8 protein-coding genes are annotated in these 11,718 nt (G+C 36.6%); 5 read left to right on the top strand and 3 right to left on the bottom strand.

Features of this window, described 5'->3' with window-relative positions; genetic code table 11:
• The first annotated feature begins 64 nt into the window (after positions 1-64).
• Together metQ and ACODR7_RS01790 are read left to right on the top strand one after the other, a co-directional pair.
• Entirely contained in the window at positions 65-874 is an 810-nt protein-coding gene (metQ, locus tag ACODR7_RS01795; protein WP_488836796.1) for a methionine ABC transporter substrate-binding lipoprotein MetQ, read from the top strand.
• 254 nt (positions 875-1,128) lie between these two features.
• Positions 1,129-3,393, top strand: a complete 2,265-nt coding sequence (locus ACODR7_RS01790) for a glycoside hydrolase family 3 C-terminal domain-containing protein (protein ID WP_488836795.1) — start codon at positions 1,129-1,131, stop codon at positions 3,391-3,393.
• 366 nt (positions 3,394-3,759) lie between these two features.
• On the opposite strand, the gene ACODR7_RS01785 is transcribed toward ACODR7_RS01790, so the two are convergent.
• The 3 genes from ACODR7_RS01785 to ACODR7_RS01775 all read right to left on the bottom strand — a co-directional run bounded on the left by ACODR7_RS01785 (position 3,760) and on the right by ACODR7_RS01775 (position 8,538).
• Positions 3,760-5,946, bottom strand: coding sequence for an outer membrane beta-barrel protein (locus ACODR7_RS01785; RefSeq protein WP_488836794.1), 2,187 nt, complete (start codon positions 5,944-5,946; stop codon positions 3,760-3,762).
• Positions 5,947-6,277: 331 nt separating this feature from the next.
• Positions 6,278-7,027 carry a metallophosphoesterase gene (locus ACODR7_RS01780; protein ID WP_488836792.1) on the bottom strand — a complete coding sequence of 250 codons (750 nt, stop codon included), beginning with the start codon at positions 7,025-7,027 and terminating at the stop codon, positions 6,278-6,280.
• Positions 7,028-7,149: 122 nt separating this feature from the next.
• Positions 7,150-8,538, bottom strand: coding sequence for an MFS transporter (locus ACODR7_RS01775; protein WP_488836790.1), 1,389 nt, complete (start codon positions 8,536-8,538; stop codon positions 7,150-7,152).
• Between the two features lie 142 nt (positions 8,539-8,680).
• On the opposite strand from ACODR7_RS01775, the gene ACODR7_RS01770 reads away from it, so the two are divergent.
• The 3 genes from ACODR7_RS01770 (at position 8,681) to ACODR7_RS01760 (ending at position 11,329) form a co-directional block, all read left to right on the top strand.
• Complete coding sequence (locus ACODR7_RS01770; RefSeq protein WP_076595553.1) at positions 8,681-9,151, top strand: Lrp/AsnC family transcriptional regulator; 471 nt, start codon at positions 8,681-8,683, stop codon at positions 9,149-9,151.
• 412 nt (positions 9,152-9,563) lie between these two features.
• On the top strand, positions 9,564-10,949 hold the full coding sequence (mnmE, locus tag ACODR7_RS01765) for a tRNA uridine-5-carboxymethylaminomethyl(34) synthesis GTPase MnmE (RefSeq protein ID WP_110367003.1): 1,386 nt from the start codon (positions 9,564-9,566) through the stop codon (positions 10,947-10,949).
• A 221-nt stretch (positions 10,950-11,170) separates the two neighbouring features.
• Positions 11,171-11,329, top strand: a complete 159-nt coding sequence (locus ACODR7_RS01760) for a helix-turn-helix domain-containing protein (protein ID WP_488837121.1) — start codon at positions 11,171-11,173, stop codon at positions 11,327-11,329.
• Positions 11,330-11,718: the final 389 nt, after the last annotated feature.

Raw genomic sequence — 11,718 nt, 5'->3', positions numbered from 1 at the left:
TATGAGAGTTCCTTCATTCATCTTTTATCTTTTACCTCAATAGCATTTAAAAAAAAATAATAGAATGAAAAAAATAAAGATTTTTGGTTTATTGGCTGCAGGAATATTGCTGTTCAGTGCATGCTCGGGAAGAAAAGATGACCCGAACTTTATCCGCGTAGGCATTACGTATGGTCCGGAACAGGAAATTGCCGAAGTGGCGAAAAAAGTGGCTAAAGAAAAATATAATCTGGAAGTAGAGCTTATCCCTTTCAATGATTATGTAGTTCCCAATGAAGCACTGACTAACGGAGATATTGATGCCAATGCCTTTCAGCATATTCCTTATTTAACAGAACAGTCAAAGCAGAGAGGTTACAACCTTGTGCCAGTGGGAAATACATTCGTTTATCCTATTGTAGCTTATTCAAAAAAAATTACTAATATCAGCCAGTTACAGGAAGGCAACACCATTGTTATACCGAATGATCCTACCAACGGAGGACGTTCTTTACTTCTTTTGCAGAAAAGCGGTCTTTTAAAATTAAAAGACGGTGTTGGACTTCTACCCAAAGTAACAGATATTACAGAAAACCCGAAACAACTGAAAATCATGGAGATTGAAGGTGCTCAGATTCCAAGAGTGCTGGAAGACAGAGATGTTGTTGTGGGAGTGATTAATAATAATTTTGCCGCTCAGGCCGGCCTTGATCAGGAGAAACAAGGTATCCTTGTTGAAGATAAAGACTCACCGTATGTCAATGTAGTGGTTGCCAGGCAGGATAATAAAAACAGCCAGAAAGTAAAAAACTTTGTAAAAGCCTATCAGTCTCCCGAAGTGGAAAAGAAAGCTAAAGAAATTTTCAAAGGAGGTGCTGTGAAGGGCTGGGATTGATGAGTGTGAAGGTTTGAGAGTATTAGAGTTGTGAGAGTGGATTTGAGATTCAGGGTACGAGTTTTCGGGATTCAGAGTATTGCTTTTCACTCGTATGCTTCTCTTTATTTTTTTCGTCATTACAAATAAAATATTTAATAATGAGCTGTCTGTAAATAAGCAGGCAGTTTTTTATTCGCTAAAATTTTATTTTCTCAATTTGAGATAATAAAGAAATTTTCTTTATTTTTGCCTTTAATCAAATAGAAAGGCATATGTTAAAGAAAACCGTCATTATAAGTTTATTCACTCTTATCTCTGCTTCTTACATGGCTCAGACCAATACTACCATACCCGTTTATTTAGATGAATCCAAACCTGTAGAACAGCGTATTCAGGATGCATTATCAAGAATGACCCTGGAAGAAAAAGTAGCAATGCTTCATGCGCAGTCGAAATTCAGTTCGCCGGGGGTACCAAGATTGGGAATTCCTGAATTCTGGACAACAGATGGTCCTCACGGAGTTCGTCCTGAAGTAATGTGGGACGAATGGGATCAGGCCGGATGGACCAACGATTCTATCATCGCCTACCCTGCCCTGACTGCTTTATCCGCAACATGGAATAAAAAAATGTCATGGAACTATGGGAAAGCTTTGGGTGAAGAAGCCCGTTACAGAAAAAAAGATATTCTTCTTGGACCTGGAGTCAATATTTACAGAACTCCGTTAAACGGAAGAAATTTTGAATATATGGGTGAAGATCCTTATCTGACTTCAAAAATGGTAGTTCCTTATATTAAAGGGGTACAATCCAACGGAGTAGCAACTTCTGTAAAACATTTTGCCCTGAATAATCAGGAAATGTTCCGTCATACAAGCAATGTGAATGTGGATGACAGAGCACTTTATGAAATCTACCTTCCTCCTTTCAAAGCAGCGGTAACAGAGGGTGATTCCTGGACCATTATGGGTGCTTATGATATGTACAAAGGCCAGTATGCCAGCCAGAATCAGTATCTTTTAAATGATATTTTGAAGAAAGAATGGAACTATAAAGGCGTTGTAGTATCCGACTGGGGTGCTGTCAACAATACTGAACAGGCCATCCACAATGGTCTTGATCTGGAATTCGGATCATGGACCAACGGACTTTCCGCAGGAACTAAAAATGCCTACGACAACTATTATCTGGCAAAACCTTATCTTGATCTGATTAAAGCAGGGAAAGTAGGCACCAAAGAATTGGATGACAAGGTAACAAGATTGCTTCGTCTTGCTTATAAAACGACGATGAACCGCAACAAACCTTTCGGAAATATTGCTTCTGAAGAGCATAAAGCCATTGCCAAAGAAATTGGTGAAGAAGGAATCGTTTTATTAAAAAATCAGGGAAATATTCTTCCAATTGATATAAATAAAGCTAAAAAAATAGCCGTTATCGGAGAGAATGCTATTAAAATAATGACTGTTGGCGGTGGTTCTTCATCTTTAAAAGTGAAATATGAAACACTTCCTTTGGACGGAATCAAATCCAGATTCGGGAAACAGGCAGACGTACAGTATGCGAGAGGTTATGTAGGTGATATAAGAGGTGAATATAACGGAGTAAAATCCGGACAGGACTTAAAAGATACGCGATCTGAAACTGAATTACTGAATGAAGCCGTAGAACTGGCAAAAAAATCAGATTACGTCATTTTCGTAGGCGGACTGAACAAAGCTGACTTCCAGGACAGTGAAGGAAACGACAGAAAAAGCTATGGATTGCCTTACAATCAGGATCAAATCATCTCTGCTCTTGCAAAAGCTAACAAAAACCTTGCTGTGGTTTTAGTTTCCGGAAATGCAGTGGCCATGCCATGGATTAAAGATGTTCCAACGGTTGTACAGGCCTGGTATCTGGGTTCTGAAGCCGGGAATTCTATTGCTGCCATTTTAGCCGGAGACGCCAACCCATCAGGAAAACTTCCGTTTACCTTCCCAGTAAAACTTGAAGACAATTCAGCGCACCAGCTTGGAGAATATCCGGGACAGAAAGATGAGCTGGCGGCAGGAAAAGGGAAAGACCAGAAAAATCCTATCAATATTACTTACAATGAAAGCATTTTTGTAGGGTACCGTTGGCATGACACTAAGAATATAAAACCATTGTTCAGTTTCGGACATGGATTGAGCTATACCACTTTTGAATTCGGGAAAGCGAAAGCCGACCAGACTACTATTTCACAGGATGGTAAAATCACATTTACCGTAACCGTTAAAAATACAGGTAAAAAAGCAGGTGCTGAAGTGGCGCAGCTTTATATCAGCGATTTAAAATCATCTGTTCCCCGTCCTGCAAAAGAGCTGAAAGGTTTTGAAAAAGTGTACCTGAATCCGGGAGAACAAAAAGAAGTGACTTTCACCATTGATAAAACGGCTTTAAGCTATTTTGATGCTCAAAAACACGATTGGGTAGCTGAACCGGGAGACTTTGAAGCATTGATTGGAAATTCTTCAGATGCCATTAAAACTAAAGTGAAGTTTACCCTTAAATAAAACTGAGAGTTAAGAGTATAAACTCTATTTAATAATTATTTGATAGAATGCAAACAGATTCCAATTGGGATCTGTTTTTTATTTATATCGTGAATTACGATATTTTGACCTGTAAATTTTGCGGGATAAAGTTTTAAACGCAAAGAAATATTATCATCCTGCTTCCTTAGAATTGTCAGAATTTCAGATGAAAACTTTGCGTTAAATTCTTTTTCTCCTACAGATCACAGAGATTGCACAGTTTTTTTGACAATCATCAAGAATAGATCTTGCTATTCCCCTCTTTGAGTTTCCTGTTTCCTGCCAAAAACAAAAAGCAGGTTCCTAATTGAAACCTGCTTTTATTTTTATCTAACAAATTTTGAATTATTTTCCGCCGCCTCCGTTTTTCTCTACATCGGTCTTTGTATTTTCTTTTACTTTCTGGTTTCCGAAACGTTTTACAAAAGTAAGCGAAACACCATACCAGTCCCATTTTGAGTACTCTCTGAAAGTTCCATCCGCACTATACGTTGTGTTATCTCCATAAGGTCTTTTAAAAATATTCATCAGCTGCATACTTAGCTCCATTTGAGTTTTCGGGAATATTTTAGTCACTGAAATATTATGGAAGACATTGGTATTGTTCGCGTATGAATTTCCGTTGTTCTGATTGGCCAATTCCATCCATGCACTTATATTAATGTTTTTATTAAAAAGATTCGTATAAGATACATTGGCGGAAGCTCCCCAATAACTGATATAGTCTTTGGCACCCAGTTTATTTTTCACATTAAAATCTTTATTATTAATGTAATACCATCCAAATCCGGCATTCACATTCAGTTTATTTTTCAGGAAATTCTGATTGGTATTGGCAAAAAGGTAATATTTTTCAACCTTACCGTCAAAGTTTCCGGGTAATGAAACCGTTCTTCCGTTTTCCGTTACATAAGTTGTCCAGTAATCCTGATTGGTATGCATATATCTTGCAGAAATAAAGTACTTCTTCAGAATTCCTAATTTAAGGTAAAGCCGGTCATTCGGGTTGGGATTCAGATAAAGATTTCCTCTGGAATACGTTCCGTTAATTTCAGGCATCAGGAAAGGATTAAACTCAGAATACCAGGGTCTCCAGATGCTTCGGTTATAGGTAAGACTCAAGTCAAATTTCTCCGAAAAATTATATTTCAGTAATAGATTGGGAAGAAAAGTGCCGTAAGAATCTCTCCTCTCTGTACCTGCTACCTCCTGTCTTACTTTATAGTCAATATATTCGTATCGGATTCCGATTCTCGTTTCCAGTTTTTCGAAAAATGTTTTACTGTAATTGGCATATAAAGAGCTCAGATGATCTTCATAACGGAATCTGTCATTTTGGGATAGATTAGCAAATTCCGGGGTAGGATTATTCATGCTGAATCCATAAAGGCTATTGGAAATTGCATGATTATTTATTTCCGTTTTACCACCCACTTCCATTGTACCGCCTGATTTACCAAAAGGTTGTGTATAATCCACTTTCAGGTAATAATTACGCATCTGATTTGAACTGATAACTCCTAGCTGCTGGGCTGTTTTCACTCCCTGTTTATCCATTAGTTTATCTATGAGGTTATCATTGTTATCACCGGAGTAATTGGTTCCCAAATTAATATCTAAAATTCTGTTCTTTTCTTTATCATAGTATTTATAGAAAGCATTTGTTCCCAGAGTACGGCTGAATCCCCAATTGTTCTGGCTTTGGAGGAAAGATTCTCCAGGATCTCCATCTTTTGAAGTCATCCCATCAGATTCCGCTGAAAGCAAATTTCTGTTTTGTGAATACTCCAATACAAGTCCGAAATTATTTTTATCATTAATTTCAAACTCCGAGGTAGAAGAAATAGAAGGACTTTCATTCCTCATTAAGTTTTCCAGGTTGAACCGGGTAAGCTTATTTTTTTCATAACGGTTATCCCAGGTTTGGGTTTTCTGTACATAATTTCCGTTATTGTATCCTCCTGTAAGGGTTTGGGTAAACTTTTTCTTATGGTAGTTCAGGTTGAAATTCGTGTATTGTGAATTCTTGGTACTCTGCCTGTTGTTGAGAGAAATACTGCCTTTTAGGCCTTCGTCATCCCTTTTTTTAAGAACAATATTGATAACGGACCCTGAAGTTTCATAACGGGAAGACGGGCTGGTAATCACTTCAATTTTCATCAGATTGTCTGCAGGAATTGTTTTAAGGTATTCCTTCAATTCTTTTCCTGTAAAAACAGATTTCCTGTCGTTGATGTATACGGTAACCAATTGTCCCTCGGCTTTTACCTCATCATTGTTATCAATACTTACCAAAGGAGTCATTCTAAGAACATCCCATGTTGTATTTCCTGCCAGAATTGCACTATTCGCTACATTGAATACAGTTCTGTCTACTTTAGATTCTACTGTTGGCTTTCTGGCAACCAGAGTAACAGCTTCTATTTCTTTTGCATTTCCCTTTACAGTATCTTTGGCTGCGGGAGCCGAAGCCTGCTGAGCCATTGCTAATGAGCCTGTTAATATTGCTATAGGAAATAATATTATTTTCATGTGAGATAATAGTTTTATCTATAAGACCACTATCTCCATAATTTCGTTACATCAAAAAATAAAATAAATACTTAATTTCCAGCAATATAACTAAATATATTTTAAACATAAATTAAGAAAAGATACAAATTCCACAAAAAAGAAACTTAATACGAATCACATTCATACCAATTATTCTTAAAAACAGTTTTTATCTTCAATTAAAAAAAAATTTAAAATTTATCCTAAACACTTAATTTTTTATAAGCAGTTCATGAAAAAGCATTAATCATCTCTGGATATTTAAAAAAATAAGAAAAAGAAAATAACTGGATTTTTTCTTTTTACTGATTTACTCAACAACAATAAGCAGTTCCTTATCATAACCGTTATATTTTTCATCAATATAACCATGAGGATTACAAATGACTTCTGTTTCTCCGATCTTATATCTGCATGGGGTATGAATATGCCCATGAATCCAGTATAATGGCTGGTATTCTGTAATTAAATCTTCCAGATCAGAAGCGTACGCTGCTGTTAGCAGATCCTCTTTGTAATGTTCGGGAACAGATTGTATGCTGGGAGCATGATGGGTAACCACTATATTTTTAAACCCTTTCGAATTTTCAAGGCTTTCTAACAGCCATTGTTTTGAAAGCTGATGAATTTTAAAGGTATCCAGGGTTCTCATTTTCGAATAGGAAGGGTCTCTTCTGATCATTTTATAATCATTCATCTTCGGCTGACAAAGCATGCCGTACTGAACAGGATTTCCGAAGATCGAAAAATCCGTCCACAGGGTTGCCCCATGAAAACGAATACCGTTAATGTCTATAGATGAATTTTCCAGCACATGAACATTGGAATCAAGCGCTGCTTCTCTGATTTTATGGAGTGTTTTAGGATATGAACCTTTATAATACTCATGATTACCAAGAACGTAAATTACAGGTTTATCCGGAATTGCATTTTTAATCCATTCAATCCCTTTGGTTCCCAAATTGACATCACCCGCCAGCACAATCATATCCGAATGATCAAAACATAATTCCGTACTTCCAAATTCCTTGTGAAGATCGCTGATAACCTGTATTTTCATGATGAAAAGTAAAAAAAACAAAGATAGTAAAGGGAAACAGAATCGCAAAAAGCCAAAAAAAGAACCGATCCCTAAGCACCGGTTCTTTCGTCATATAGTTTGTAAATTTTTAAGACCGTTTATTATAAAACAGCAACTTCTGTCTGCTTCACTTTAAGGCTTTTTATTATAAAAAAGAATAACATTCCGAGAGCCAGCAGAGCGTAACTGATCAAAATAATCAGATTCAGGCTTCCCACTGATAGTTCCGAAGGAAAGATCTGGCTCATTAACGTCATGAATGACAATCCAATTCCTGCTCCCAAAAAGTAACTTGTAGAACTCAAACTTGATGCCAGTCCGTAATGCGCGGGTTCAACATCCTGGATCCCCATTACTGAAAGTGCGGTAAAACAAAATGTCATTCCAATTCCGGAAATACATGCAGCTCCCAATAAAACTATCGTTAGCGGATGTCCCGCGTAAACAGAAATCAACAGCAGCAATCCTCCCGCCAGCATAAACAGCCATCCTAAAACACCCATTTGAGAAGAGCTCAGACGTTTTGATACATGTGGCAGAATAAATTTAGCCGTTAAAGCCGATATGATACTGAACGGAACAAGCATTAATCCTGCTGAAGCAGCACTAAATCCCATATCTTTCTGAAGCATCAGTGAAATAAGGAATAAAAATCCGATAAAAAATGCTCCCAAGGTAAAGAATACAGCATTGGAAACTACTAAGGATTGATGTTTAAACAATTTTAAATCTACCAAAGGCTCCGCTACAGATTGTAAACGGTAGTATACCATGACAAGCAGTACCAATGCTAAAACCAAAGAACCCGCTATCAGGAAAGGCTGTTCTTTAATATGAACCAATTCATGCGTACCGTAAGTCAGACTTAAAAGTCCAAATACCATCAATATCCCGGATATGATATCTGTTTTCTGAGCGGCTTCATTTTTATCATCTGCCGGCAGATAATAATACGATAACACCAATGTGATTAAAAGAATGGGAACGTTAATCAGAAAGACCCAATGCCAGCTCAGGTATGTACTGATAATCCCTCCTACCGAAAGACCACTTCCTGAACCAATGGCGGCAAATGAACTGAAAATTCCGATGGCACGGTTTCTCTCCTGTTCCCCTCTGAAAGTATTGGTAACAATAGACAATGCAGAAGGCATTACCAATGCAGCTCCCAATCCCTGTAAAGCACGGAATATCGCCAGGACTTCAAAATTCGGGGACAATCCTGCCCCCAATGAAGTCAGCATAAAAATCAAAGCTCCCCATAAAAACATTTTCTTTCTTCCCATCTGGTCTGAAAGTTTTCCACCGATGATCAGAAATCCTCCAAAGAACAAAACATAGAGTGTCTGCAGCCACTGAACAGTCTCAGCTCCAATCTGAAACTGCTGCTGGATAGAAGGAATTGTTAAATTAATAATGGCAATATCCAAAGCCTCTACAAATGTTCCTACCGATGCTAAAATTAATACTAAATTCTTCCTTCTATCCATGTTTTAAATTTCCTGCAAAATTAAAATTAACAGAACGTATTTGGAAATTTTATCGTAAATTTGGAACAATATTTAATATATAAAATAATTAAAAGAACAAAACACCTGAAACATCAGATAAAACCTATTAAAACAGAACAAAATGGCAGCAGAAAATTATATTCCTGATGAAAAAGACCTCTCCATTCTACGCCTGCTTCAGAAAGATGCGAAGATGAGTGTCCGCGATATTTCAGCAAGGATCAATTTGAGTCCTACGCCTACTCACGAACGTATCAAACGTATGGAAAAGCAAGGAATCATTAAAGAATATACTGCTGTGGTAGACCGCAAAAAGGTCAATAAAGGGATGATGGTGATCTGTATGATCGCTTTAAATGTTCATAATAAAAAAACAGCGGGAAAATTTATTGAGGAAGTTGGTAAACTAAAGGAAGTTGTAGAATTTTACAATATCAGTGGAGATTTTGATTTTATGCTGAAGATCCTGGCTCCCAATATGGATGAATTTCATGAGTTTTTCGTCAACAAATTATCAGAAATCGAGGGAATAGGGCAAACTAAAAGTATTTTTGTGATGAACAGCATCAAAGAAAGCGCGCAGATTATTTGAGCAACAAAAGCACCTAAGCGTTTTCATACAGCTGCTTTTTATTGTAAACCCAATCTTTTGTATTAATCTCTTATCATCTATTTCCAGTAATTCCAGACTGATCCCTCAAATACCGCCAGTGTTTTACTCACTGTATTACAGCACATCATCCCCGGATAAGGATTTTTACATTGAAATGCGATTTACATTCAACAGAATTATTTTATATAACCTAGATTTAACATGGTGTTTTCCTTAGCTGTTTAATAAGAGAAATTCTTTATTTTCTAACACAGCAAGCACACTTACTATGTACCAACATTTAAAACATGGCAAATTTCAAATCTTCCTTGTTTTAAACTGAATAAGGCAATAGATAATCTGAATAAAAGACCTGAATGAAAATTCACATTAAAAACCGTAAATTTGCAGCATGAATAACGATACGATATGTGCACTGGCTACTGCCAATGGAATAGGTGCTTTAGGCATCATCCGGGTTTCAGGAAATGAAGCTTTATCTGTAGTTCAGAAAAGTTTTCCGGCAAAAAATCTGGAAAAACAAAAATCCCATACCATTCATTACGGTTATTTTATGGATGAGGAGGAAGCTATTGATGAAGTAATGCTTTCCATCTTCCTGGCACCGAAAAGTTTCACCACTGAGAACTCTGTGGAGATTGCTTTTCACGGATCCCCGCATATTGGAAAACGTATTCTTGAAACCCTGATCAAAAACGGAGCGAGAATGGCCAAAGCGGGAGAATTTACCCTTCGTGCCTTTATCAACGGCAGAATTGATCTTTCTCAGGCAGAAGCAATTGCCGATGTCATTGCATCTGAAAATGAAGCTTCGAGAAAGGTAGCGATCAATCAACTGAAGGGAGGAATTACCAATGAAATATCAGTATTAAGAACTGATCTTTTAAATTTCGTTTCTTTAATTGAACTGGAGCTTGATTTCGCTGAAGAAGACGTGGAATTTGCAGACAGAAGTGCCCTAAGCGGATTATTGGATAAAATTGAAGTCAAATTAAACTCTCTGATTGAAAGTTTCCAATACGGAAATGCCATTAAAAACGGAACAGCCGTTGCCATCATCGGAAAACCGAATGCCGGAAAGTCTACGCTGCTGAATTCGCTTTTGAAGGAAGAAAGGGCGATTGTGAGTAATATTGCGGGAACAACGAGAGATACGATTGAGGAAGTTCTTCATATTAAAGGTAATGCCTTCCGATTAATTGACACTGCCGGACTTCGTGAAACCATGGATGAAATTGAAGCGATCGGAGTAAAAAAAGCTAAAGAAAAGGTAGAAAATGCCAATATTCTTGTGTATCTGGCGGATGCTGCTACTGAGGATTTTTCTGAGGATATTGAGATGATTCAATCCTTGTTACGAGAAGATCTTAAGCTGATTATCTGTGCTACAAAAATTGATGAAGTGATTCCTACCCAATACGAAATGGTAGAAGATATTTTCAGAGAAGCTATTTCTCACGAATTTGATTTCATCAAAATCTCAGCAGTTGAAAATCAAAATATTCAGGATCTTAAAAATGAGCTTTCCTCCTATGTGGAGCATTTAAAAACTGAAGAAAATAATGTTGTGATCACCAACCAACGTCACTTTGAAGCCTTAAAAAAGTCAATGGATGCCGTTCATAAAGTGAAAGAAGCTATTTCTTTCCAGATCTCCACAGAGTTACTGGCTTATGAGCTTCGAAATGCCCTGGAACATCTTGGAGAAATCTCCGGAGAGGTGACCAATGATGAAGTGCTGGGGAATATTTTTTCTAAGTTTTGTATTGGAAAGTAAACTATAAGCAGTAACATCAGGAGTAATCGTATTTGTAGCTATTATGATAAAAACATTCGTAGCCCAAACATTTACTACAAAATATTGTTCTCACACCTGTAATCAAAGGGATTACAAGTAAAAGTCAAGGAGGAAAAACTTCATTAATCTAAAGAAGAATTCAGTACAGATTCAAAAATTAATACACTAAAAAAACTACTGCTACTTTTGATATATAAAAACTGAAAGCTAAATATAACCTAAGCATATCAGAAGTTTGCGTCCTTTTGAATATCTGGGATTCTACGGTAAGGAAATTAATTAAACAGGATAAAATTAAAACGTTCCGGCTTGGGAAGAAACATATTATTCCTAAATCTCACTTGGAAGGATTCATTTAATTCTTTGTAGAATGCTATTTATCTTAAGTCACCACAATTTTAAATCGGAGATTTAATATTTGAAGAAATATTAAAAACAAAGTTCTATCTCACTTAAATGGTGTTTAAATATATTTTCTATAAATATTTGAATTCCATTCGAATAATTTATATAACATTGATTTTCCTTCATCTTTTTTCTCAAACGATAAATAATTTTACGGCTTGGAACATTCTGTTTTTTACTCAAAGAAAACTTTTTCACAAAATACCAATACCATTTATTTGTGAAAATAACACCACAAAATCTCTTTATACAATCAATACTACAAGGTAGTACGGAATCTTTTAGCTACTTCGGATATGATCATTTAGCTATTTCAAAAAACGGACAGTTATACGGATTTAAA

Source organism: Chryseobacterium sp. FG46 (genome assembly GCF_057809135.1).
The sequence above is the reverse complement of the archived record's forward strand: the minus strand, read 5'-3'. Positions and strand labels throughout refer to the sequence as shown.

Coding starts and splice junctions, on each gene's coding strand:
- mnmE (WP_110367003.1), top strand. CDS start 9,564: ATGAATAACGATACGATATGTGCACTGGCTACTGCCAATGGAATAGGT.
- ACODR7_RS01770 (WP_076595553.1), top strand. CDS start 8,681: ATGGCAGCAGAAAATTATATTCCTGATGAAAAAGACCTCTCCATTCTA.
- ACODR7_RS01790 (WP_488836795.1), top strand. CDS start 1,129: ATGTTAAAGAAAACCGTCATTATAAGTTTATTCACTCTTATCTCTGCT.
- metQ (WP_488836796.1), top strand. CDS start 65: ATGAAAAAAATAAAGATTTTTGGTTTATTGGCTGCAGGAATATTGCTG.
- ACODR7_RS01780 (WP_488836792.1), bottom strand. CDS start 7,027: ATGAAAATACAGGTTATCAGCGATCTTCACAAGGAATTTGGAAGTACG.
- ACODR7_RS01785 (WP_488836794.1), bottom strand. CDS start 5,946: ATGAAAATAATATTATTTCCTATAGCAATATTAACAGGCTCATTAGCA.
- ACODR7_RS01775 (WP_488836790.1), bottom strand. CDS start 8,538: ATGGATAGAAGGAAGAATTTAGTATTAATTTTAGCATCGGTAGGAACA.